Raw genomic sequence first — 23950 nt, 5'->3', positions numbered from 1 at the left:
CATGGCACTGGCAGATACGCTAAAGCAGATCAATGAGCTTGACATCAATGATATCGATTTTTCCCGCATGGGCATTTGGCCCTTACCTGGCCGCATAGCCCTGCTGATTATTGTATCGGCGATCATTGTAGGACTTAGTTATCATTTTTTAATTAGTGATCGATATCAGCAGCTTGAACTGGCTGCAAGCAAAGAGCAGCAGCTGTTTGCGCAGTTTGAAATAAAGCAGGAACAGGCCCACAACCTAGAGGCCTATCGACTTCAATTAGAGGAAATGAATCAGACTTTTGGTGCATTGCTCAAACAGCTACCCAAAGACACCGAAGTTCCTGGTTTACTCGAAGATATTGATGAGTATGGACGGGGAAGTGGCCTAACGATAAGTGATATCGACCTGCAGCAGGAGCGGGTTGGTGAATTTTACGTAGAGTTACCGATCCAGATATTCGTTAAAGGTGGATATCATGAATTTGGTGCTTTTGTGAGTGGTATTGCTGGTATGCCCCGAATCGTGACTTTGCATGATTTTAAAATAGTAAATGATAAAGAAGGCGGTTTGCTCAGTATGACAATCAACGCCAAGACCTATCGCTATAAGGATCAAGGTGAAGAGGGATGATTAAATACCTCTCGATTGCAGTTGCTCTGCTATCAATTGTCGGGTGCGAATTAAACTCAGATCACAGTGAGTTGCGTAACCGAATGGCTGAAGTGGAACGGAGGCCGAAAGGTCAAATTGAGCCTATACCGACATTTACCCCTTACAGCCCCTATGTTTATGTTGCCACTGCTCAGCGAAGTCCCTTTACCAAGCCCGTTCTTGAGTCCGAACAGCGTATAGTGGGACGAAGGTTAGATGTTGCTCCAGATTTAACTCGTCAGCGAGAGTTACTAGAGGGAATGAATATTGATGTGCTATCGATGGTTGGTAGCTTGTCACGTGATGGCCAGATCTGGGCTCTGATAGACGATGGCGCTGGCGGAATTCATCGCATAACTGTTGGCAATTATCTCGGAAAAAATCATGGCCGAGTAGTGAATGCCACTAATGCACAGCTCGATATTTTAGAAATTATACCGGATGGCACCGGAGGCTGGATTGAACGGCCGAGGGCTCTGGCGTTGGAAGAGAGGGACAACGGATAATGAACAATAAACAGTTCGCCTTTTTAATGACTCGATTCCAGCTATTGCTGCTGGGTTTGTTGTTATTTCCAATAGCGTCCAATGCTCAGGTAAACCAGCTCAATGATATTCAATTTGCTGAGTTGCCTGGTAGCCGGGTCCAGCTTCGCCTTACCTTTAGTGATACACCTCCAGAACCAACGGGTTACACAATAGAGCAACCCGCGCGAATAGTTTTAGATTTTGCCGGGGTAGAAAGTGTGCTTCCGCAAAAGAAATACTCTCTGGGCATTGGAGCCGCGCGAAGTGCGGTCATTGTGTCCAGCGAAGATCGCACTCGCCTTATCGTTAATCTGGATGAGTTACCGGTGTACTCCAGTGAGCGCCAGGGTAATCAGCTGGTAATGGAGATAGGAGCAGACTCTTCCGAGGGTGAAGCTAGTGTCGCTGCTGCTCCGCAACATGATGCTGGCATGAGTTTGGGCGGTGACAAGCAGTTCCGAGCCTCAGGGAGTGTGGCTGTCAACAATGTAGATTTTCGCCGTGGTGAGGAGGGTGAAGGTAAGGTAATCGTCAGTCTTACAGATCCTGCGGTTAATATTGATGTTGAGCGTACAAACGGAAAGATCTATTTGACTTTCCTGGGGGCCGAACTGCCCGAGTCTTTACGCCAGAGACTGGATGTTACAGATTTCGCGACTCCTGTTAGCTCAATTACTGTAGATTATGATGGACGTAACACTGTTATTTCAGTTGATCCAAGCGATGTTGAGTACGATTACTTGGCATATCAGGCGGACACCGAATATGTATTAAGTGTTAAGCCGCTTACAGCTCAAGAGATTCGTGAAAAAGAGAAAGAGTTTCAGTTCGATGGTAAGAAGCTTTCACTCAACTTTCAGGATATCGAAGTTCGCTCCGTACTGCAGGTGATTGCTGACTTTACAGACCTGAACTTGGTAGCAAGTGATACAGTTCAAGGCCGTATTACCCTGCGTCTTGACGGTGTTCCTTGGGATCAAGCATTGGCGCTTATTCTAAAAGCAAAAGGGTTGGATAAGCGGCAGGAAGGCAGTGTCATTATGGTTGCACCGGCTGCTGAGATCGCTGAACGAGAGCGCCAGGAGCTTGAAACCCGAAAGCAGTTAGAAGAATTGGCTCCGCTGCGAACGGAATATATTAGTGTTCGCTATGCTGATGCAGGGGAGTTATTTGAACTCTTCTCTGGAGGACAGAGCGGAGGTGCTGGCCAAGGTGGATTTGCGGGAGGTGGTAGTAGTGGAAACTCAAACACTCCTACAATGCTTTCTGCCCGTGGTAGTGCAATTGTGGATGAACGCACTAATACAATTATCTTGACGGATACTGAAGATAAAATTGTACAGTTTAGAGCATTAATTGAGGCAATTGATATCCCGATCCGCCAAGTGATGATCGAGGCGCGAATTGTAACTGCTACTAGTGACTTCCAGAAAGAACTAGGTGTTCAGTGGGATTATGCTGATTTTACCGAAATTGGTGATGGTACTTATGGCCTAACCTCGGCGAGTAACTGGTTGGAAGAAGACACTTCCCTGGCAGAGCTAAGTACTGAATTTGACCCAATGTTGGTTGATCTTGGAGTCACTAACCCAGCCGGTAGTCTTGCCTATCATATTTTGAAGAATAACTTCTTCCTTGGCTTGGAATTATCCGCCTTAGAGGATAGTGGACTCGCAGAGGTTGTTTCCCAGCCAAAAGTTGTTACCGGCGATAAACAGGAAGCCACGATACAATCTGGTGTCGAGATCCCTTATCAGGAAACCACTTCTTCTGGAGCTGCTTCTATTACCTTCCGGGAGGCGGTACTGGAGTTAAATGTGACCCCTCAAATTACTCCAGACAATAACATCATTATGTCTCTAAATATTGAGCAGAATAGTGTGGGTGAGTATGTAAGTGTGGGTGATGGCCAAGTCCCCTCTATTAATATCAACACCTTGGCGACTAAAGTATTGGTACGCAATGGTGAAACAATTGTTCTCGGTGGTATTTTTGAAGGTACCGCTGTAGAGAGTGAAACCAAGGTTCCCTTGCTGGGCGATATTCCTTATATCGGTAACTTGTTTAAACAGACTATACGCACGGACGATAAACGTGAGATCCTGATGTTTATCACACCGCGTATTCTTGAAGATGAGGCTTTTTACTCTAAGTGATCACCCGCTCTATTTTCCTGGTCGGCCCCATGGGGGCCGGCAAGTCTACTATCGGCAGGTTGTTGGCAGCGCAATTGCAGCTGCCTTTTGCCGATACCGACAAAGTGCTGGAAGAGCGCACTGGTGCGGATATTCCCTGGATTTTTGATGTGGAAGGCGAAGCGGGATTTCGTCGTCGTGAAAGTGAAATATTGGAAGAACTCTGCCAGGGTGAGTGCCAGGTTATCGGTACCGGTGGCGGAATAGTTTTGCTCGAGGAGAATCGACGCCAGCTACAAAAATATGGCCATGTAGTTTATTTGCAGGCCAATATCGATCAGCTTCTGGAGCGCACTTCTAAGAATACCAATCGCCCGTTGCTTCGTGTACCCAACCCCCGTCAGCGTATTGCGGAAATTTTGCAGGAACGCGAGCCTCTGTATCGTGAGGTTGCAGATATTATTTGCGACACCAATGACCTCTCCCCCAAGCAAGCATCCCTCCTGGTCGCAGAACACTTAGGCAGCCTGCTGTCCGATTAGTCCCAAGCGTCTGTGCTAAAGTGCGTCTCACTTCTGTTGAGATAAGCACTAGGGGATTGAGAGCAGTATGCAAAGCCTTAACGTAGAACTCGGCGAGCGTAGTTATCCGATAATTATTGGTTCAGGTTTGCTCGGTGACCCGCAATATATCCTCCCTTACATTAAAGGCCGGCAAGTTTGCATTGTTACCAATGAAACTATTGCTCCTCTTTATTTGGCGACATTATTGGAAGGGCTAAAAGGGCTCGATAAAGTGGATGTTGTCGAGCTTCCCGATGGTGAAGCTTTTAAATCACTCGACACAGTGAATCGAATTTTTGATGTGCTGCTGGAAAAGCGTCACAACCGCACTACGACACTAATCGCGTTGGGCGGTGGTGTCGTTGGAGATATGTGCGGTTTTGCTGCAGCCTGTTATCAGCGCGGGGTTAACTTTATTCAGGTACCGACTACCCTGCTGTCTTTGGTTGACTCCTCTGTTGGGGGAAAGACCGGCGTTAACCATCCCCTTGGTAAAAATATGATTGGCGCCTTCCACCAGCCCCGCCTTGTCCTTGCGGATACCGATACCCTTGCCACATTGCCTGCACGTGAATTTTCCGCAGGCCTCGCCGAGGTCATTAAATACGGATTGATCTGTGACAGCCCATTCTTCGATTGGATCGAAGAGAATTTACAAAAGTTATTAACTCGGGAGCCCGATGCACTGGCTTACGCTATTGAGCGCTGCTGCGCCGACAAGGCGAATGTTGTTGCCAGTGATGAGCGCGAGAGTGGTCGTAGGGCGATACTGAATCTTGGCCATACCTTCGGCCACGCTATTGAGGCAGTGCAGGGGTATGGCAGTTGGTTACATGGTGAGGCCGTTGCCGCCGGAATGGTTATGGCGCTGGAGTTATCCAGGTTGCGCGGAGATATCGATGCAGAGCTGGTGGAACGGTTGCGAGCGATGCTAGAGACGGCTGATTTGCCGCAGCAGGCACCGCAGGGCATGACAACCGATGAATTCCTCCAAGTAATGCAGGTGGATAAGAAGGTGCTGGACGGAAAATTGCGTTTGGTGCTGCTAAAGGCACTGGGAGAAGCAATTATTGTCGATGATACCCCCAGAAAAATGATTATAAATGCACTGAAAAACTGTGGTGCCGAGTGATAACCCTGCTCTTATTGTCTAAATAATAGGACTGAGTACCAGAAAGGTTAGCTGCTAGAAGATAAGTTTGGTTTTGTTTGATTTGACAGACTAATACACTGCTAAAAGTTGAAAATGTAGTGTTGGACAAGTAATATTGCGCCCCCCCGAAAGGAAAGGCGGGGCAAAAAACCGCCAATAACAACAAAAAAAGCCCCAGCAGAGGGCTTTTTTTATCTCGGGATCTTTTTCCAAGGGACCGCAGGAGAGCGTAGCGCGAAGCTTAAAGTGACATTCGCCCATAACAGGCACTTCTTTTTTTTAAGCGCCAGTGGTCCCCCAATCGATAGCGACGAGGAATTCTATGGGTAGCAGTCTGTATCAGTTGGATGAGTTTAAGGACAACTGCGGTTTTGGTCTGATCGCTCATTTGCACGGTGTGGCAAGTCACAAGTTAGTGCAGACGGCCATTGAATCCCTCACTTGCATGACCCACCGGGGTGGTATTGCCGCCGATGGTAAAACCGGTGATGGTTGCGGTCTTTTGCTGCAAAAGCCGGATGCTTTCCTCCGCGCAGAAGCCAAGACCCTGTTTGGTGCTGAGCTGACAGCAACCTACGCAGTGGGATCAATCATGCTCCCACTAGATCAAGCCGAAGCCGATAAAGCCCGCAAAATTCTCGAAACTGAGTTGCAAGCTCAGGGCCTAAAGACTGTCGGCTGGCGCACCGTACCGACTAACCCGGAATGCCTGGGCCCTATTGCCCGGGATTGCCTGCCACACTTTGAGCAGTTGCTGATCAACAATGCAGACGAGCCCCTCGGCGAGGCGAAATTCAATGCCCGTCTCTATGTGGCCCGTCGCAAAGCCGAGTTGCGCTTAAGTAGCGAAGTCTATATCGCCAGCCTTTCAACCAGTGTTCTCTCCTACAAAGGCCTGATGATTCCGGCTGATCTGCCCAAGTTTTTCCCAGAACTGGCCGACCCGCGCCTGGAAACCGCGATCTGTGTTTTCCACCAGCGCTTCTCTACCAACACCATGCCCCGCTGGCCCCTGGCCCAGCCATTCCGCCTGCTGGCGCACAATGGTGAGATCAACACTATTACCGGCAACCGCAACTGGTCTGTTGCCCGCACCAGTAAATTTGCCACTGACCTGATTCCAGAGCTGAATGAGCTGGTGCCCCTGGTTAACCGTGAGGGTTCCGACTCCTCAAGCCTGGACAACATGCTGGAGATGCTGTTGGCGGGCGGCATGGAGCTGCACCGGGCCGTGCGCATGCTAGTGCCGCCGGCCTGGCAAAATGTTGAAGGAATGGATGCGGACCTTCGCGCTTTTTACGAATATATCTCCATGCATATGGAGCCCTGGGATGGGCCGGCTGGATTGGTGATGACCGACGGTCGCTACGCAGTGTGTACCCTGGACCGCAACGGCTTGCGCCCCTCGCGCTGGGTGATTACTAAGGATGACCTGATCACCGTGGCTTCTGAAGTTGGCGTGTACGACTATGCCCCTGAAGATGTTGTAGCTAAGGGCCGCCTTGGACCGGGGCAGATGCTGTCGGTAGACACCCAAGAGGGCAAGCTCTACCACACCGCTGACATCGATAATATGCTCAAGCGGGCGCAGCCCTATAAGCGTTGGCTCAAGGATAAAGCACGCCGTATCCGCTCTACTTTAGTTACCGCGCCGGTGGACAACAACTTCTCCCACCAGCAATTCAAGGTCTACCAAAAGTTGTTCAGCTCCTCCCTGGAAGAGCGCGATAAAGTCGTCCGGCCCATGGCTGAAGCGGGCCAGGAAGCGGTCGGTTCAATGGGCGATGATACGCCGATGGCGGTTTTGTCCCGCTACAACCGCTCGCTCTACGACTACTTCCGCCAGCAGTTTGCCCAGGTAACCAACCCGCCAATTGACCCCCTGCGGGAAACCGTGGTGATGTCTCTGGAGACCTGCCTGGGTCGAGAGAAATCCGTATTTGAGGAAACCCCCGAGCACGCAGATCGGGTGATCCTGTCTTCGCCAGTACTTTCCCATATGAAGTACACGGCACTCTTATCCCTTGATCGCCCGGGCTTCGAAGCGGAGATCTTCGACCTGAACTACGACCCCGCTGAACAGGACCTCAAGTCGGCGATTGAACAGCTCTGCGCCAAAGTTGAGGTCTCAGTGCGGGCGGGTGCTGTGATTGTAGTACTGTCCGATCGCGATATTCGCGAGGGGCACTTGCCAATCGATGCACTGCTGGCGACGGGCGCGGTGCACCACCACCTGGTACATGCGGGCTTGCGCTGTGACTCCAATGTTGTGGTGGATACCGCCAGCGCCCGCGATGCACATCAGTTGGCCTGTTTGGTTGGTGTCGGTGCCACCGCAGTACACCCGTATTTCTCCTACAGCATTATCAATCACCTGATCGATACCGGTGAATTACTGCTGGATGCCGCTGAGGCGCAGAAAAATTACCGCAACGGCATTATCAAGGGCCTGTTAAAGATCCTGTCCAAGATGGGCATTTCCACCGTTGCCTCTTATCGCGGCGCACTGCTGTTCGAGCTGGTGGGTATTTCCAAGGATGTGGTGGACCTGTGTTTCCCCGGAGCGCCCACTCGCATTGAAGGTGCCGGCTTCCCCGAGCTGCAAGCCGATATGGCGGCCCGCTCTGAAATTGCCTGGAAAGCCCGCAAACCTGTTTCCCCCGGCGGCCTGCACAAGTTTGTCTACGGCCAGGAGTATCACGCATTTAACCCGGATGTGGTGACTACCCTGCGGCGCGCTGCCAGCACCGGTGACTATGCCGCGTGGCGGGACTACGCGGAGCTGGTTAACCAGCGCCCGGTGGCGACATTGCGGGATATGCTGGACTTCAAGGAGAACATCGAACCGGTAGCTCTGGAAGACGTGGAGCCGGCAGAGCAGATTTTGCGTCGCTTTGATACGGCGGCCATGTCACTGGGGGCCCTGTCCCCCGAAGCCCATGAATCCCTGGCCCAAGCGATGAATCGCCTGGGTGGGCGTTCAAACAGTGGCGAGGGCGGTGAAGACCCAGCCCGTTTTGGCACTGATAAAGTTTCCAAGATTAAGCAAATTGCCTCCGGTCGTTTTGGCGTAACACCGCACTACCTGGTAAATGCGGAGGTATTACAGATTAAGGTAGCCCAGGGCGCCAAGCCCGGTGAAGGCGGCCAGCTGCCCGGCGGCAAGGTCAACGAATTGATCGCGCGGCTGCGTTATTCGGTGCCCGGCGTGACCCTGATTTCCCCGCCGCCGCATCACGATATCTATTCCATCGAGGATTTGGCGCAGTTGATCTACGACCTAAAACAGGTCAATCCCGATGCCTTGGTCTCGGTAAAACTGGTATCGCGGCCTGGGGTTGGCACCATTGCTGCGGGTGTTGCCAAAGCCTATGCGGATTTGATCACCATCTCCGGCTACGACGGCGGCACAGCAGCCAGCCCAATTACCTCGATTCGCTATGCCGGGTCGCCCTGGGAGCTGGGATTGGCGGAAACCCACCAGACCCTGCGCGCCAATGATCTGCGCGGCAAGGTTCGGGTACAAACCGATGGGGGGCTGAAAACCGGCCTCGATGTGATTAAGGCGGCAATTCTCGGTGCAGAGAGCTTCGGCTTTGGAACGGCACCCATGGTGGCGATCGGCTGTAAGTATCTGCGCATCTGTCATCTGAATAACTGTGCCACCGGTATCGCCACCCAGAAGAAGGACCTGCGTGACGAGCACTATATCGGCACCGCAGAAATGGCGATGAACTTCTTCCGTTTTGTCGCCGAGGAGACCCGCGAGTGGATGGCCAAGCTCGGGGTGCGCAGCCTGGAAGAGTTGGTGGGGCGTGTGGACTTGCTGCGCGTACTGGATGGCGAAACTGACAAGCAGAAAAAGCTGGATCTCGCGCCTCTATTACATACGGATGAGCTGTTGGACAGCAAGCCGCAAACCTGTCAGTCCGCGACGAATGATCCCTGGGATAAGGGTGAACTGGCGGAGCGGATGGTGGCGGATATCCTGCCTACCATCGAAGGCTTTAAAGGTGGCGAGTTCAGCTACGACGTGACCAACTGTGACCGATCCCTGGGGGCGCGCCTGTCTGGTGAGATCGCCAAGCGCTACGGTAACCAGGGCATGGTTGAAGCTCCGGTGAAACTGCGCCTCAAAGGGGTCGCCGGCCAGTCATTCGGTGTGTGGAATGCCGGTGGTTTGGATATGTATTTGGATGGCGATGCCAACGACTATGTGGGTAAGGGCATGGCCGGCGGCAAGCTGGTTATACGACCGCCGCAAGGCAGCTCATTCGCCTCCCAGGAAACCAGTATTGTCGGCAATACCTGTCTCTACGGTGCCACTGGCGGCAAGTTATTTGCGGCGGGTTGTGCCGGTGAGCGCTTCGCCGTGCGTAACTCCGGTGCCTTTGCGGTAGTCGAAGGGGCTGGAGATCACTGCTGTGAATATATGACCGGGGGTATGGTCGCGGTTCTCGGGCGCACCGGATTTAACTTCGGCGCCGGTATGACCGGTGGCTTCGCCTATGTCCTGGATATGGAGCGGGATTTCTTTGATCGCTGCAACCATGAGTTGATCGAACTGCGCCGAATCAGCAGCGAAATTCTCGAGCCACACCAGAGTCACCTGCGCGAAGTTATCGAGGAGTATGCGGCGGAGACCCAGAGCGCCTGGGGCGCCGAGTTATTGGATAACTTCGATGATTACTTGAGCCGTTTCTGGCTGGTTAAACCAAAGGCGGCGAGCCTTGCAGATCTTCTTTCCGACGTGCGCAAGCGCGGCGAATAAAGGCGGGGTGGAGAAACAGTATGAAAGACAGACTGAACAACGACTTCCAGTTTATCGACGTAAGTCGCATCGATCCGCCGAAGAAGGACATCATCACCCGCACCGGCGAGTTTGTTGAAATTTATGAGCCTTTCAGTGAGCGGCAGGTGGCCAGCCAGGCGCACCGCTGCCTGGATTGTGGCAACCCCTATTGCGAATGGAAGTGCCCGGTACACAACTACATCCCCAACTGGTTGAAGCTGATCAGTGAGGGCAATGTTATTGAGGCAGCTGAACTCTGCCACGAAACCAATACTTTGCCGGAAGTCTGTGGTCGGGTTTGTCCCCAGGACCGTCTCTGTGAGGGCGCATGTACCCTCAATGATGGCTTTGGTGCGGTCACCATCGGCAATGCGGAAAAGTACATTACTGATACAGCCTTCGCCCTGGGTTGGCGTCCAGACTTAAGCCATGTTGAGAAAACGGGCAAGCGAGTGGCGGTGATTGGTGCCGGCCCGGCGGGTCTGGGCTGCGCTGATATTTTGGTGCGCAACGGCGTGCAGCCGGTGGTGTTCGACAAGCACCCGGAAATTGGCGGCCTGATTACCTTTGGTATTCCCGAGTTCAAGCTGGAGAAGTCGGTAATGCAGCAGCGCCGGGAAGTGTTTACTGAGATGGGCGTTGAGTTCTGTCTCAATACTGAAGTAGGTAAGGACATCAGTTTTGAGCAGCTGCTCAATGACTACGATGCTGTCTTTATGGGGATGGGCACTTACAACTATATGAGAGGCGGCTTCCCCGGTGAAGATCTGCCTGGTGTTCACGATGCTTTGCCATTCCTGATTGCCAACGTAAATCGCAATATGGGCTGGGAGCGCGACGCCTCGGAATTTGTTTCGGTTGAGGGCAAGCGCGTGGTGGTTCTCGGTGGTGGTGATACCGCCATGGACTGTAACCGCAGCTCGATTCGATTGGGCGCTAAGAGCGTAACCTGTGCCTACCGCCGCGATGAGGAAAATATGCCCGGCTCGCGTCGGGAGGTGGCCAATGCCAAGGAAGAGGGCGTACAGTTCCTGTTCAACCGCCAGCCGGTTGAGATCGTTGGGGATGGCAAGGTGGCCGGAGTTAAAGTGGTAACCACGGAGCTCGGTGAGCCCGATGAAAACGGCCGCCGTCGCCCTCAGGTGGTGCCTGGCTCTGAAGAAATTATCCCGGCGGATATTGTTCTGGTGGCCTTTGGCTTCCGTCCCAGCCCGGCAGAGTGGTTTCCGCAGCACAATATTGAAGTTGCCGACTGGGGTGGCGTCGTCGCTCCAGAAAAACAAAAATACAAATTCCAGACCTCCAATGAGAAGGTATTTGCCGGCGGCGATATGGTGCGCGGCTCCGACTTGGTAGTGACCGCTATCTGGGAAGGGCGCCAGGCCGGTGAGGGCATCCTCGATTACCTGGAGATTTAATCGTTGCTGATTTGCAGTGAGGGCACCGCCCCTCACTGTCCTATTTTCCCGTGCACATTTGTGCCAGTCTCAATAAGCACCCCGCAATATCTTTGCCACCCTGTGTATAGCGGCCAAGCCCCTGTACAATGCCCGTTTTTTTAGCCCGCTCGGTGTGCCTATGTCTGATACCAAACCGTCCGAATTGAAAAACGATCGCTTTCTTCGCGCCCTGCTGCGCCAGCCAGTGGATCGAACGCCTGTGTGGATGATGCGACAGGCGGGACGCTACCTGCCGGAATATCGAGCCAGCCGTGCCGAAGCTGGCAGCTTTATGGATCTGTGCCGCAATACCGAGCTGGCCTGTGAGGTAACGCTGCAACCCCTGGAGCGCTACCCGCTGGACGCCGCTATTCTGTTTTCCGACATCCTGACTATTCCCGATGCCATGGGCCTGGGTCTCTATTTCTCTGAAGGAGAGGGCCCGAAGTTCCACAAGCCCCTGCGCACGGCGGCCGATATCGAAGCCCTGGAAGTGGTGAACAGCGAAAAGGATTTGGACTATGTGATGAATGCCGTGTCCACCATCCGCCGCGAGTTGAATGGTCGCGTGCCGCTTATCGGCTTCTCCGGCAGCCCCTGGACGCTGGCGACTTATATGGTTGAAGGTGGCTCCAGCAAGGATTTTGCCCGCTGTAAGGAAATGCTCTACAACCGCCCTGAGCTGATGCACCAGTTACTCACGGTGCTGGCCGACTCTGTTACCGATTACCTGAACGCCCAGATTCGCGCTGGTGCCCAGGCCGTACAAATCTTTGATACCTGGGGCGGGGCACTCAGCCACAGTGCTTATCGTGAATTCTCCCTGAAATATATGCAGAGAATTCTCCAGGGGCTGATTAAAGAAATCGACGGTCGTCGAGTGCCGGCCATCCTGTTCACTAAGGGAGGCGGTCAGTGGTTGGAAGCAATGGCTGATACCGGCGCTGACGCCCTGGGCTTGGATTGGACTACAGACATTGGCAGTGCCCGCGCCCGAGTGGGAGACAAGGTGGCCCTGCAAGGTAACTTGGACCCAGCTGTTCTCTACGCGAGTCCCGAACGAATTCGCACAGAAGTGGCGGCTGTTTTGAAGTCTTTTGGTCAGGGTAGTGGCCACGTTTTCAATTTAGGTCACGGAATTACCCCGAAGGTAGATCCCAAACATGCCGGAGCCATGATTGAAGCTGTGGTAGAGCTGTCAGCCCAATATCACGCCTAAACTGGCCACTGATCTCTGAGTCTGTGAATACAGTCTCACTTTGGGCGGGTGAACCTTAATATCTCTCCATGATATAAAGGTGAGCTTGCCCAGAGGACCGAGGATCTTACGCCACGGGGTCTTTCAGGGCAGCGTTTTAGCGTTAACTACAGTTGTCGGCACCTTCCCCAGTGGCAATCGAACAAGCAAAAATTTCTGTCGGTGATTTACAGCGCGGCATGTTTGTCTCCAAGCTTGACCGGCCTTGGACGCGAACCCCATTTGCGCTGCAGGGTTTTTATATCCGCGATTTGGAAGAAATCCGTCAACTACAGAAATACTGCCGGTTTGTTTATGTCGATGTCCACAAAACTGTCGGTAGTGCCGGTGTCACCCTGCGCCGATTGCTCGGAGGCAGCGACACTTCCGCAAGAGGTCGTTCTTCTGGCCGCACAGCGGTCACTATCCCTTGTAAGCCTGTCACTGTTTCCCATAAAAAATACCCCCCTCCGCAGCCGGCGCAGCGAGAAGCCAGTAATGCGCGTAAGCTTCACGGCCAGATCCTCTATGGTATGAGTGAAGTGATGGGGCTTGTCGCTAACAACAGGCCCATACCGGTACAGCAGGTCAACCAAGTCGTTGAGGATTTAGTAGAAAGTGTGCTGCGCAGTCCCGATGCGTTTGCCTGGCTGGCTCGTGTACGAGATAAGGATGAGCACACCTACAGTCACTCGGTACGTGCCAGTATTTGGGCGGTGCTATTCGGCCGCCATATCGGTCTTTCACGCAGTGATTTACTAAAGCTCGGGGTGGCTACTCTGCTGAAGGATGTAGGCAAGCTGGCTATCGACGGGGAAGTGCTGCAGATGAAGCAGCGCGATCCGCGCAGTGAATTAGAGTATCGAAAGTTTGTGCAGCATAGCGTCAAGATGCTGTCGGCAGACCCACAAATAGATCCGAAGGTTATCGAGGTCATTAGTGCCCACTGCGAGCGCCACGATGGTAGTGGTTACCCTGAGGGCTTGCGCGGTGACAGGATTTCAGTGTTGGCGCGCATGTGCGGAATAGTGACTTTCTATGATGAAGCCACTAACCCAAGAGGTTCCAGTGAGCCGGTAGCGCCATCCCGGGCAGTTGCCAAGTTATATGACCTGCGGGGTATCGCCTACCAGGAACAGTTGGTAGTGGAGTTCATTCAGGCTATTGGCCTCTATCCCACGGGTACCCAGGTAGAGTTGTCCACCGGAGAAGTCGGCGTGGTCGTGGAACAGACCTACGACCGGCGCTTGCGACCAAAGGTAATGATCGTTCTCGATGGGCAAAAACAGACGCTCAGCAAGCCTCGCCTGTGTGACTTAGCTGAAGTTGAGGATCGAGAACAGAAGCTTATCGAGCGTGGCAAGATGAGTGTCGAGGAAAAGGTCAGTATCCTCAGGGATATAGAACCCGGAGCTTACCCTCAGGTGGATGCGGCGAATATTCGCGACAATTATTTATTCCGCGGTGGTCGACTGGGGCAGCTGCTGACGCGCCTGACAAAATAAGCTCCCTTTTTCAGAGGCGGCTGTTAAAACTGCCGCCTCTCCTTATTAATATCAGTCCTTGCCGGATAGTAAATTACCGAAATGCTCACCCATGCGGACAGGCGACTCGGCTTCCAGCTGGTCGAGCCAGCTCACCTGGTCCGCACCAAATAACATAATGACGGTAGAGCCCAACTTAAAGCGTCCCATCTCCTCACCTTTCTCCAGGTGAATGGGTGCCTTATCCAGATAATCCGTGCTGATGACTTTGCGCTGGATAGGAGCGACTTGTCCGGCCCAAACGGTTTCGATACCGGCGACAATCATTGCACCCACCAGAATCATTGCCATGGGGCCTGCTTCCGTATCGAATACACAGACTAGGCGCTCATTGCGAGCGAACAGGCGCGGAACGTTTTCTGCCGTTACCGTATTTACAGAGAAAAGCTGCCCGGGCACATAGGTCATGCTGCGCAGGGTGCCTGCCATGGGCATATGCACCCGGTGGTAATCCTTCGGTGACAGATACACAGTGGCGAAGTGTCCGTCATTAAATTGCGCCGCTACCTTGGGATCACCGCCCACCAGTTCAACCAGGCTGTAGTCGTGACCTTTAGCCTGGAAAATACGGCCGTTATGGATCTGGCCCAGCTGGCTGATGGCGCCGTCGGCAGGGCTGGCAAGGGTGTGTTGCCCTTCGACAATGGGGCGGGCTCCGTCCACCAGTTCGCGGGTAAAGAATTCATTGAAGGTGCGGTAGGCAGTGCAGTCGCTCTCTTTGGCCTCCTGCATATCTACACCGTACTTCTCAACAAACCAGCGGGTGAAAGGATCTTTGATCCACTTGAGCTCTGTATTCGCCAACCAGCCGGCAGCGCGGGAGAGTGCATGTTGCGGCGTTAGGTATTGCAGGGCGGCAAAAAGTTTAGGGTTCATAAATCTACGTCTTTTCTCAATGTATCTACTGCTGTACCGGAGTATTGGGCAAATTGCCCCACTCACTCCAGGAGCCTGGATAAGCGCGAATATCCAATCCCAGGGACTTGCCCACTAACCAGGTAAAAGCGGAGCGGTGATGGCTTTGGCAGTGGGTGACAATCTTGTGTGAGCTATCAATTCCCAGTGCAGCGAGGAATTCGCGGGCATCCGCTCTAATGCGCAGATCTTTTTGCGGGTCCATCAATTGGGTCCACTCGCAATTGATTGCTCCCGGGATATGACCGCCCTTCATGGCCAGGACCCGCTCACCGCGATATTCCTGGGGGGAGCGAGCATCCCAAACTAGGAATTCATCATTGCCCAGTTGATCCTGGATTTGCTGGGCGTCCATCGCAGCTGTGCTGTTGACGGTGATTTGAATATCACTCGGCTCAATATCCGGTGCCTCGGTAGTGAGAGGAAGGCCGGCGCCTCGCCAGGCCAACATGCCACCATTCAAGTAGCTGTAATTGCGGTGGCCTATCATTTCCAAGGTCCACAAAAAGCGCCCAGCCCAACCGCCACCTTCGTCGTCACAGGCGACCACATGTTGTTCCGGCTTCAAGCCGATAGCTTGAAAAATCTGGGTCAGCTGTTCGATACCGGGAAGTTTGCCTGGTGCGGGCGCGGTGCCAGCCATCAGCGCCTGGAACGGCAGATGAATAGCACCTGGAATATGACCGTTGAGGTAATTGTGGGGTGAGCTGAGGTCTACAATCAGCAGTTCTTCGCGCTCAAGCTGAGTCGCGAGTTCTTCCGCTTCGATGATCAGTTTCAAAACTTGTTCTCCGATTCCAGGCTGTTGCGCAAATGCAGAAAACTATTCATGCGGCGCTCGCTAATTTTTCCATCGGTCAGAGCCTCCTGGATAGCGCAACCGGGTTCGCCCTGGTGACGGCAGTCGCGAAAGCGGCAGTGTCCTATAAATGGTCGGAATTCGACAAAACCTTCCAATAGGGCGGACTCCTCCATATGCCAGAGTCCAAACTCGCGAATCCCGGGGGAGTCTATCAGATCACCCCCACTGGGCAGGTGAAACAGTTCCGCCGCTGTAGTGGTGTGAGTCCCCTTTTGGGTTGCCTCTGACAAGGCACCGGTGCGGGCGCCGGCACTGGGAAGCAGAGCGTTGACCAGGGATGACTTGCCCACCCCGGACTGCCCTACAAAAACGCTACATCCCTGCGCAAGGGTTTCCAGCAGCTCCGGCAGGCCCTCGCCAGTTTTGGTGGATAACCGTAAAACCGGATAGCCGAGCTCCGGGTAGGGGGCGAGTAGCTCCTCCAATGAATCGCGATTGCGTTCATCGATCAGGTCGGTTTTGTTGAGCAGCAGCATGGGTGCTATGCCGGTGGTCTCTGCGGCTACCAGGTAGCGGTCTATGGCATTGGCAAAAGGTTCGGGGTAAGGGGCGATAACGATCAATATGCGATCGATATTGGCTGCGACAGTTTTGAGGTCGCCGTAGCGATCGGGTCTTTGCAGCTCGGAATTGCGCGGCAGGCGCGCGCCGATAACACCAATGCCCCCATCGCTGTCTTCGCTGGCAGGGTGCCAGGCAACGCGATCGCCGGTCACCAGGGTTTCGATATTGGCGCGCAAATGGCAGCGCTGGCGCAGGCTCGGATCACTCTCGCTCTCCACTAAAACCTGTGTGCCATAGTTGGCAATAACCAGACCGATCTGTTCCTGCCCCAGTTGCCCCTCTTCCAGGGCCTCTTCGGCAGATTGCTCGCGCTTGCGGGCGCGGGCTTCGCGTTCCTGCTGGATTTTGTTGATACGCCACTGTTGGCGGCGATTTAATTTGCGTTTACTCATGCACTAGCACCTGGAGACTAGCGGCGGATTATAGCTATTGCAGGGTAGTTGCGGTAACTTGCGCGGAAAGTTTGAGGAGACCCGTTGTGGATCAGAACAACCTGATCTGGATTGACCTGGAGATGACAGGCCTGAATCCGGACAAAGAGCGCATTATTGAAATTGCCACAATCGTGACGGATTCACGCCTGGAGATTCTCGCCGAGGGTCCCTCAATGGTCATCCACCAGAGCGATGCCTTGCTAGATGCAATGGATGAATGGAATACCGAACAGCACGGTGGTTCCGGGCTGGTAACGCGGGTTAAAGAGTCCAGTATTTCCGAAAGGGACGCGGAAAGGGAGACCCTGGAGTTCTTGCGACAGTGGGTCCCTGAGGGAGCATCTCCCATGTGTGGCAACTCTATCGGCCAGGATCGCCGCTTCCTGGTGAAATATATGCCGGAGTTGGAATCCTATTTCCACTACCGAAACCTGGATGTCAGCTCGGTGAAGGAATTGGCTCGTCGCTGGCGCCCAGAGGTTTTGGATGGAGTTAAAAAACACAGCAGCCATTTGGCGCTCGACGATATCCGCGATTCTATTGAGGAATTGCGCCACTACCGCGAGACTTTTTTCCGCCTCTGACCCCCACTCCCAATTAGCCAGCGGGCTTGCGTTTGATTTTACGCTTGCGCCTGCGCCCGCTGCGCAACCGCTCCAGCGCCCAATCGATATGCTCCAGCACCAGGGGCGTGGCGTCGACGCGCGCACTCTCCAGGGTGTTGATGACTTCGGGCGTGGCCTCCCCATTGCCCAGGGCTACAGCCAGGTTGCGCAGCCAGCGCTCGTGGCCGATTCGGCGAATCGCCGAACCCTCAGTCTTGCGCAGGAACTCCTCTTCGCTCCAGGTAAACAACTTCAGTAGCTCACCATTGTCCAGTCCGTGTCGGGGATGAAAATCTTTTTCCTTGGTGGGCTTGGCGAACTTATTCCAAGGGCACACTATTTGGCAGTCGTCGCAGCCGTATATCCGGTTGCCGATGGGCTCGCGAAATTCCTCAGGGATTGGGCCTTTGTTTTCAATAGTGAGGTAGGAGATGCAGCGCCGCGCATCCAGGGTGCGGTCATCGATAAAGGCATCGGTGGGGCAAACCCTGAGGCAGGCGACACAGTCGCCACACTGATCATGCTCCTCGCTGATATCTATGGGGAGTGGCAGGTTGGTGTAGATTTCGCCGAGGAAAAAGTAAGAGCCGGCGGTCGAATTCAGTACCAGCGTATTTTTACCAATCCAGCCCAGGCCGGCCTTGGCTGCCAGGGCCTTCTCCATTACCGGGGCGCTGTCGGTAAAAGCCCGACCTTTCGATTCAATGCCCCGCTCGGCGCAATAGGTATCAATTTGCTTTGATAGATTGGCCAGGCGTTTGCGGATCAACTTGTGGTAATCGCGGCCATTCGCATAGCGGGATACATAGGCCTTACTCGAATCCTTCAACACTTTAATCGGCTGGGTGTCCGGCGGCAGGTAGTCCAGACGCACGCTGATTACCCGCAGTGTTCTCGGCTCCAATAATTCGGGGCGCCAGCGTTTCTCACCGTGAGCGCCCATCCAGTCCATATCAGCGTGATAGCCCGCATCAATCCAGGCGCGCAGGCGTTCCCCTTCCTCCTCCAGCTGGCAATCGGTAATACCCACTTGTTGGAAGCCCAGTTCTCTGCCCCAAATTTTGATCTGTTGGGCTAAGTCGGCGAGCAGTGATTCGGTCATAGATAAAGCGGCTCGATATTCCCTGCAAGCACAATGCCTGGCCGGGGCGGTATACTTTGCGGTTGGCGCAAACGATGGCGATGTAATTGCCTATTTTGCCACAGATGAATTCTTGACCACATCGCGGGAGCTGCATGGACACGCCTCAACCTCTATACAGTGCCGAGTCGGTACGTGAGCTGGATCGACAGACGATTGCTGCACTGGAAATCCTCTCCATTCAACTGATGAAGCGCGCCGGTCGCGCGGCTTTTTCACATCTACGCAGGCACTGGCCGGAGATCGGCCGCCTCCAGGTTTTCTGCGGTGGTGGGAACAACGGTGGGGATGGCTATGTGATTGCCGCCCTCGCCGCGCAAAAGAAAATTCCGGTCTCCGTCTATGCGTGTACCGATCCTCAGCACCTGAGTGGCGATGCCCGGGAGGCCTATGAGTACGCCTGCAGGGAAGGTGTCCAGGTGGTGAACTCTCTCGCAGAACTGGATACGGCGGATGCCAATACACTGATTGTGGATGCATTGCTGGGAACGGGCTTTAGCGGTGAGCTGCGCTCCGGCGTGGCGCATGCGGTTGAGCGAATCCGCAAAAGCCCTGGCCCGGTGTTGGCTGTGGATATCCCCTCCGGTCTGAGTGCCGATACCGGCAGTGCCGGCGAGGCGGTCAGTGCCGATATAACGGTGACTTTTATCGGCCGCAAAATGGGGCTCTACTGCGGTCGCGGCCCGGCGCTCTGCGGAGAGGTAATTTTCGAAGGCTTGGGGGCACCTGAGGCTGCCTACCGAGCAGTTGAGCCTTTGGCTATGCGTTACGAGGCTGATGCCATCCGTCGCCTGCCAGCGCGTGCCGCCGATAGCTTTAAAAACCAGTTTGGCCATATTTTGGTTGTCGGCGGTGATACCGGATTTGGCGGTGCTGCATTGATGGCTGCGCAATCCTCAGCGCGCTGTGGAGCCGGGCTGATTTCCCTGGCGACCCGCCCTGAGCATTTGTCCGCAGCGTTAACTCGCAGTCCAGAAGTGATGGCCCATCCGGTGATTTCCGGGCAGGAGCTGGAACCGCTGCTCGAAGGCCCCAGCGTAATTGCAGTGGGCCCCGGTTTGGGACGCTCCCCCTGGAGTGAGCAGCTGCTGGCGCGAGCCGGCCGAGCTGAGGCGCCCTTGGTCGTAGATGCCGATGCATTGAATATTCTCGCCGAGGGCCGGGTTCTGGCCGGGGTCCGGCGGGATGACTGGGTGTTGACCCCACATGTGGGGGAGGCCGCCCGCCTCCTGGGTTGTGATACCGCCGAGGTGCTCGCCGATCCGCGCGCAGCTGCTATTGCAGTTCAGCAAAAATTCAGTGGCGTGGTGATATTAAAAGGCGCCGGCACCCTGATTGCACATGATGGTGGTGTTGACCTGATCAACAGCGGTAACCCGGGCATGGCTTCCGGTGGTATGGGAGACCTCCTCACCGGTATTGTTGCAGCATTGATTGGCCAGCACTTGCCGCTGGTGGAGGCTGCCCGACTGGCGGTGTGGTTACACGGAGAGGCGGGTAATCGCGCTGCCGAAGAGGGTATGCGGGGATTACTCGCTACGGACTTATTGCCCTGGATTAGACGTTTGGTAGATTGATGGCGAGTGAATTGAAATTACATTTGGCTGATGAAGCAGCCACCGTATCCGGCGGAAACTTGCTCGGGCAGGCCTGTCTCGCGGCGGGCCTGCAACAGGGGCTGACGCTGTATTTAAATGGCCAGCTGGGTGCGGGAAAGACAACTTTCTGTCGGGGGGTACTGAGGGCCTTTGGGCACGAGGGTGCGGTAAAGAGCCCCACTTACACCCTGGTGGAACCCTACGAACTCGAGGCTCACCGGGTTTACCACTTCGACCTCTATCGTCTGGGTGACCCGGAAGAGTTGGAGTTTATGGGGGTGCGGGATTATTTCTCTGCGCAGAGTTTGAGTCTTGTAGAGTGGCCCGAGCGGGGCGAGGGCATATTGCCCGCTCCAGACTTGGAAGTTGAGTTGGAAGTGCCGGAAAGTGGTCGCCAGCTCAGGTTAATTGCGCACTCGCCCCAGGGTGAGCGCGTAATTAACCTGCTGCAAAAGCTGCTGCGAGCATCCTGAAAACGCCTGAACACAGGGAAATACTGATACTAATAAGCAAAGGGGCTGGGAAGTAATGAGTTTTATGTGGCGGTCTCTGTTAGTTGTCGCGTTGTGGCTGGCAGTTTTCCTGCCAGCTTCTGCGACGCAAGTGGAAGGTGTGCGCGTCTGGCGAGCACCCGACCATACGCGTCTGGTTTTTGATTTGAGCGGCCCGGCAGAGCACAAGTTATTCACCCTCAAGAGTCCCCACCGGGTGGTTGTCGACCTCTCTGATACCGAGTTGAAGGCCGAGCTGGACAAGTTGGACCTGGACAAGACGCCGATCGCCCGGGTGCGCCACGCCCGTCAGAATAAAAAAGATCTACGGGTTGTATTGGACCTTAAGCAGCAGGCCAATCCGCGCAGCTTTGCTTTGCGGCGCCATGAAAACCTGCCGGATCGATTGGTGATCGATCTTTACGACGAGGTTAAAGGCAGCGAGAAGACGCTGGAGCAGGTCAGTAGTGAACGCAATATCATTGTCGCTATTGATGCAGGGCACGGCGGGGAAGACCCCGGGGCTTCCGGTCCCGGTCGCTTGCGGGAAAAGGATGTGGTGCTGGCGATTGCCAAACAGCTGCACAAAAAGATAAACGGTGAGAAGGGCTTTACCGCCAAACTGGTGCGCACCGGGGATTACTATATTCCTCTGCGGGAACGGGTAAAAATTGGGCGCAATATGCGTGCGGACCTTTTTGTGTCGATCCACGCCGATGCCTTTACCCGTAAAGATGCCCGTGGCGCTGGGGTCTATGCGGTCTCTTCCCGAGGCGCAACCAGTGAAACCGCCCGCTTTTTGGCCGCGCGGGAAAACGAATCCGATCTTATCGGTGGTGCCGGCAGTTTGAGCCTGGGCGATAAGGATGACACCCTTGCCGGCGTATTGCTCGACCTCTCCATGACTGCCACCATGAATGCCAGCCTGGATATCGGCGCCAGTGTGCTGTCACAGATTGGCACCGTCACTCACCTGCATAAAAAACAGGTGGAGCAGGCCAATTTCTCGGTGCTGCGTTCGCCGGATGTGCCTTCAATTTTGGTGGAGACGGGTTTTATTACTAATCCCCAGGAAGCGAAACGCCTGCGCGATCCCAGTTTCCAGCGCAAGCTGGCGCAAAAGCTCAGTGACGGTATAGTGGCGCACTTTAAGAGTCGCCCCCCGGCGGATACCTGGCTCGCCGCCAACCAGAGCGATAAGTCTCGCAACCACGTTATCGCCCGCGGGGAGACCCTTTCGGGTATCGCGGCGCGATATAATATTTCCGTCGCCGCCCTGATGAGAGCGAATGGCATCAAGAACTCCGTGATTCGAGTGGGGCAGACCCTGAGCATTCCTTCCGGCTGAGACCTCAGTGTCGAGCGGTCCTTGCAGCATTAACAGGCCAGATTCATGCACGATAAAATCCAGCAACTCTCTCCCCGCCTTGCCAACCAGATCGCGGCTGGTGAAGTCGTTGAGCGCCCGGCATCAGTAATCAAGGAGTTGCTGGAAAACAGCCTTGATGCGGGCGCTACACGACTTGAGGTCGATGTGGACGGCGGGGGTAGCAAGCGCATGAAAGTGCGCGATAACGGCAAGGGCATAGAGCGGGAAGACCTGCCAATGGCCCTGGCCCGCCATGCGACTTCCAAGATTCACGCTTTGGAGGATCTGGAGGCGGTGGCCACCCTGGGCTTTCGCGGTGAGGCCCTCGCCAGTATTTCCTCGGTGGCGCGTCTGGCATTGACCAGCAGCCGCGATGAAAGCGGCAAGGGGTGGCAGGTAAGTGCGGAGGGCCGCGACATGCAGGCACAGCTCGCGCCCTCGGCTCACCCCCGTGGCACCACGGTGGATGTGCGCGACCTGTTCTTCAATACGCCCGCTCGGCGGAAATTCCTGCGCACAGAAAAAACAGAATTCAATCGCATTGACGAGACGATTAAGCGCTTGGCGCTGTCCCGATTTGATGTATCTATCAGCCTGCGCCACAACGGCAAGGGTGTGCATAATCTGCGCGCGGGCACCGGGCGGGTGGAAATGGAGCGCCGTGTCGCCCAGGTGTGTGGGCCGGCGTTTATGCAGAATGCGCTGCATATCGACGTGGAGCGCAGCGGCCTGCGCCTGTGGGGGTGGGTTGCGGAGCCCGCATTCTCGCGCTCCCAGGCCGACTTACAATTCTTTTATGTCAATGGCCGGGCTATTCGCGACAAAGTGGTCAGCCACGCGGTGCGCCGGGCGTTCGCCGATGTTTTGTACCACGGTCGACATCCGGCATTTGTACTTTACCTGGAGCTGGACCCGGCTTCCGTCGATGTGAATGTGCACCCGACCAAACACGAAGTGCGTTTTCGCGATAGTCGCCTGGTACACGACTTCCTGTTTGGCAGTTTGCATCGGGCCCTGGCGGATGTGCGCCCGGGGCAGAAAGAGGAAACAGAAAGCGAGCCGGAGCAGGAACGCCAGGAACAGGTCACGGGTTTGCAGGCCGGTGAATTTGCCGGGCAGCATAAAATGCCACTCAGCAATCGCCCCTCGCCCTCAAATTTGCGCGAGCAGATGAATGCTTACGGCGCTCTGCACCAACCGTATGAGGACTCATCTCCGGCGACACAACAGCTGCAGGATGCCCCTAGCAGCCGGCCAGTGTCTGTGCCCCAAGCGTCTTCCGGGGCGACCATAGGGGCCGGTGCGAGCATTGAAAGCGAATCAGAAGTGCCGCCGCTGGGCTTTGCCCTGGCGCAGTTGCACGGAATCTATATTCTCGCGCAAAACGAGCACGGGATGGTTGTTGTCGATATGCACGCTGCCCATGAGCGCATTGTCTATGAGCAGATGAAAGTGGCTTATGCGGCCGGTGGAATCCAGGCTCAGCCCCTTCTGGTTCCTGTAAGCCTGGCCGTCAGCCAGCGGGAAGCGGACTGCTTCGAGGAGCGCAGCGAGGTGTTTACCGCGCTTGGTTTCGTATTGCAGCGGGCCGGCCCGGAGACTTTGCTGGTGCGCCAGGTACCCACAATGCTACACGGCGCGGAAGTGGAACAGCTGGTGCGCGATGTACTCTCAGACCTGCTCGGCGAAGGCGACAGCGCCCGTATTGATGAGCGTATCAACGAAGTGCTGGGGACAATGGCTTGTCACGGTTCTGTTCGCGCAAATCGACGCCTGACAATCCCGGAAATGAATGCTCTGTTGCGGGACATGGAACGCACGGAGCGCAGTGGCCAGTGTAACCACGGTCGCCCGACCTGGACCCAGGTTAAACTGGCAGATATGGATAAGTGGTTTATGCGCGGCCAATAGGTACGCGGCAGAAGTGGGTGGTAGTTTGAA

18 protein-coding genes are annotated in these 23950 nt (G+C 54.8%); 14 read left to right on the top strand and 4 right to left on the bottom strand.

All coding sequences use genetic code 11. The features are described from left to right. Position 1: 1 nt before the first annotated feature. From ACJJIL_RS21065 to ACJJIL_RS21025, 9 genes are all read left to right on the top strand, one after another. A complete protein-coding gene (locus ACJJIL_RS21065) occupies positions 2 to 619 on the top strand; it encodes a type IV pilus inner membrane component PilO (protein ID WP_445360684.1) in 618 nt (205 codons plus the stop codon). Then, positions 616 to 1146 (top strand): pilus assembly protein PilP, encoded by a 531-nt coding sequence (locus tag ACJJIL_RS21060; RefSeq protein ID WP_445360683.1) that lies wholly within the window; start codon positions 616 to 618, stop codon positions 1144 to 1146. Before ACJJIL_RS21065 ends, ACJJIL_RS21060 begins: the two co-directional genes overlap by 4 nt. After that, the gene (locus ACJJIL_RS21055) at positions 1146 to 3323 is read left to right on the top strand and encodes a type IV pilus secretin PilQ (RefSeq protein ID WP_445360682.1); all 2178 of its coding nucleotides are present in this window, start codon (positions 1146 to 1148) and stop codon (positions 3321 to 3323) included. Before ACJJIL_RS21060 ends, ACJJIL_RS21055 begins: the two co-directional genes overlap by 1 nt. After that, a complete protein-coding gene (aroK, locus tag ACJJIL_RS21050; protein WP_282934602.1) occupies positions 3323 to 3844 on the top strand; it encodes a shikimate kinase AroK in 522 nt (173 codons plus the stop codon). Before ACJJIL_RS21055 ends, aroK begins: the two co-directional genes overlap by 1 nt. A gap of 67 nt (positions 3845 to 3911) precedes the next feature. Then, positions 3912 to 4997, top strand: a complete 1086-nt coding sequence (gene aroB, locus ACJJIL_RS21045; RefSeq protein ID WP_445360681.1) for a 3-dehydroquinate synthase — start codon at positions 3912 to 3914, stop codon at positions 4995 to 4997. Positions 4998 to 5340: 343 nt separating this feature from the next. Then, complete coding sequence (gltB, locus tag ACJJIL_RS21040) at positions 5341 to 9789, top strand: glutamate synthase large subunit (RefSeq protein ID WP_445360680.1); 4449 nt, start codon at positions 5341 to 5343, stop codon at positions 9787 to 9789. Positions 9790 to 9809: 20 nt separating this feature from the next. Further along, positions 9810 to 11228: a glutamate synthase small subunit GltD family protein gene (locus ACJJIL_RS21035; RefSeq protein WP_413664085.1), complete on the top strand. Its 1419-nt coding sequence runs from the start codon at positions 9810 to 9812 to the stop codon at positions 11226 to 11228. Between the two features lie 160 nt (positions 11229 to 11388). Next, positions 11389 to 12468 (top strand): uroporphyrinogen decarboxylase, encoded by a 1080-nt coding sequence (gene hemE / locus ACJJIL_RS21030; protein WP_413664086.1) that lies wholly within the window; start codon positions 11389 to 11391, stop codon positions 12466 to 12468. 170 nt (positions 12469 to 12638) lie between these two features. Continuing rightward, the gene (locus ACJJIL_RS21025) at positions 12639 to 13991 is read left to right on the top strand and encodes a cyclic di-GMP phosphodiesterase (RefSeq protein ID WP_413664087.1); all 1353 of its coding nucleotides are present in this window, start codon (positions 12639 to 12641) and stop codon (positions 13989 to 13991) included. Between the two features lie 51 nt (positions 13992 to 14042). On the opposite strand, the gene asd is transcribed toward ACJJIL_RS21025, so the two are convergent. Genes asd through rsgA form a run of 3 tightly spaced genes read right to left on the bottom strand, consistent with a single transcriptional unit; the run spans position 14043 to position 16763 of the window. After that, positions 14043 to 14906, bottom strand: a complete 864-nt coding sequence (gene asd, locus ACJJIL_RS21020) for an archaetidylserine decarboxylase (RefSeq protein WP_413664088.1) — start codon at positions 14904 to 14906, stop codon at positions 14043 to 14045. 25 nt (positions 14907 to 14931) lie between these two features. After that, the gene (locus tag ACJJIL_RS21015) at positions 14932 to 15726 is read right to left on the bottom strand and encodes a sulfurtransferase (RefSeq protein ID WP_413664089.1); all 795 of its coding nucleotides are present in this window, start codon (positions 15724 to 15726) and stop codon (positions 14932 to 14934) included. Continuing rightward, positions 15723 to 16763, bottom strand: a complete 1041-nt coding sequence (gene rsgA, locus ACJJIL_RS21010; RefSeq protein WP_413664090.1) for a small ribosomal subunit biogenesis GTPase RsgA — start codon at positions 16761 to 16763, stop codon at positions 15723 to 15725. Before rsgA ends, ACJJIL_RS21015 begins: the two co-directional genes overlap by 4 nt. An 86-nt stretch (positions 16764 to 16849) precedes the next feature. Here rsgA and orn point away from each other — a divergent pair, with 86 nt between their 5' ends. Beyond that, positions 16850 to 17389 carry an oligoribonuclease gene (gene orn, locus ACJJIL_RS21005; RefSeq protein ID WP_108731440.1) on the top strand — a complete coding sequence of 180 codons (540 nt, stop codon included), beginning with the start codon at positions 16850 to 16852 and terminating at the stop codon, positions 17387 to 17389. Positions 17390 to 17402: 13 nt separating this feature from the next. On the opposite strand, the gene queG is transcribed toward orn, so the two are convergent. After that, on the bottom strand, positions 17403 to 18512 hold the full coding sequence (queG, locus tag ACJJIL_RS21000; RefSeq protein WP_445360679.1) for a tRNA epoxyqueuosine(34) reductase QueG: 1110 nt from the start codon (positions 18510 to 18512) through the stop codon (positions 17403 to 17405). 134 nt (positions 18513 to 18646) lie between these two features. Here queG and ACJJIL_RS20995 point away from each other — a divergent pair, with 134 nt between their 5' ends. Genes ACJJIL_RS20995 through mutL form a run of 4 tightly spaced genes read left to right on the top strand, consistent with a single transcriptional unit; the run spans position 18647 to position 23920 of the window. Next, positions 18647 to 20128 (top strand): NAD(P)H-hydrate dehydratase, encoded by a 1482-nt coding sequence (locus ACJJIL_RS20995; RefSeq protein ID WP_445359317.1) that lies wholly within the window; start codon positions 18647 to 18649, stop codon positions 20126 to 20128. Continuing rightward, positions 20128 to 20622, top strand: coding sequence for a tRNA (adenosine(37)-N6)-threonylcarbamoyltransferase complex ATPase subunit type 1 TsaE (tsaE, locus tag ACJJIL_RS20990; RefSeq protein ID WP_445359318.1), 495 nt, complete (start codon positions 20128 to 20130; stop codon positions 20620 to 20622). Before ACJJIL_RS20995 ends, tsaE begins: the two co-directional genes overlap by 1 nt. Before the next feature lie 55 nt (positions 20623 to 20677). Further along, entirely contained in the window at positions 20678 to 21988 is a 1311-nt protein-coding gene (locus ACJJIL_RS20985; RefSeq protein ID WP_108731444.1) for an N-acetylmuramoyl-L-alanine amidase, read from the top strand. A gap of 45 nt (positions 21989 to 22033) precedes the next feature. Then, on the top strand, positions 22034 to 23920 hold the full coding sequence (gene mutL, locus ACJJIL_RS20980; RefSeq protein WP_445359319.1) for a DNA mismatch repair endonuclease MutL: 1887 nt from the start codon (positions 22034 to 22036) through the stop codon (positions 23918 to 23920). Positions 23921 to 23950: the final 30 nt, after the last annotated feature.

The organism is Microbulbifer maximicatervae (SeqCode), assembly GCF_052468095.1.
The sequence above is the reverse complement of the archived record's forward strand: the minus strand, read 5'-3'. Positions and strand labels throughout refer to the sequence as shown.

Bases quoted from the DNA above. Each gene is read 5' to 3' on its own strand.
- gltB (WP_445360680.1), top strand. From the start codon at position 5,341: ATGGGTAGCAGTCTGTATCAGTTGGATGAGTTTAAGGACAACTGCGGT.
- ACJJIL_RS21055 (WP_445360682.1), top strand. From the start codon at position 1,146: ATGAACAATAAACAGTTCGCCTTTTTAATGACTCGATTCCAGCTATTG.
- asd (WP_413664088.1), bottom strand. From the start codon at position 14,906: ATGAACCCTAAACTTTTTGCCGCCCTGCAATACCTAACGCCGCAACAT.
- ACJJIL_RS20985 (WP_108731444.1), top strand. From the start codon at position 20,678: ATGAGTTTTATGTGGCGGTCTCTGTTAGTTGTCGCGTTGTGGCTGGCA.
- ACJJIL_RS21035 (WP_413664085.1), top strand. From the start codon at position 9,810: ATGAAAGACAGACTGAACAACGACTTCCAGTTTATCGACGTAAGTCGC.
- tsaE (WP_445359318.1), top strand. From the start codon at position 20,128: ATGGCGAGTGAATTGAAATTACATTTGGCTGATGAAGCAGCCACCGTA.
- rsgA (WP_413664090.1), bottom strand. From the start codon at position 16,763: ATGAGTAAACGCAAATTAAATCGCCGCCAACAGTGGCGTATCAACAAA.
- aroB (WP_445360681.1), top strand. From the start codon at position 3,912: ATGCAAAGCCTTAACGTAGAACTCGGCGAGCGTAGTTATCCGATAATT.
- hemE (WP_413664086.1), top strand. From the start codon at position 11,389: ATGTCTGATACCAAACCGTCCGAATTGAAAAACGATCGCTTTCTTCGC.
- ACJJIL_RS21060 (WP_445360683.1), top strand. From the start codon at position 616: ATGATTAAATACCTCTCGATTGCAGTTGCTCTGCTATCAATTGTCGGG.
- ACJJIL_RS21065 (WP_445360684.1), top strand. From the start codon at position 2: ATGGCACTGGCAGATACGCTAAAGCAGATCAATGAGCTTGACATCAAT.
- ACJJIL_RS20995 (WP_445359317.1), top strand. From the start codon at position 18,647: ATGGACACGCCTCAACCTCTATACAGTGCCGAGTCGGTACGTGAGCTG.
- mutL (WP_445359319.1), top strand. From the start codon at position 22,034: ATGCACGATAAAATCCAGCAACTCTCTCCCCGCCTTGCCAACCAGATC.
- queG (WP_445360679.1), bottom strand. From the start codon at position 18,512: ATGACCGAATCACTGCTCGCCGACTTAGCCCAACAGATCAAAATTTGG.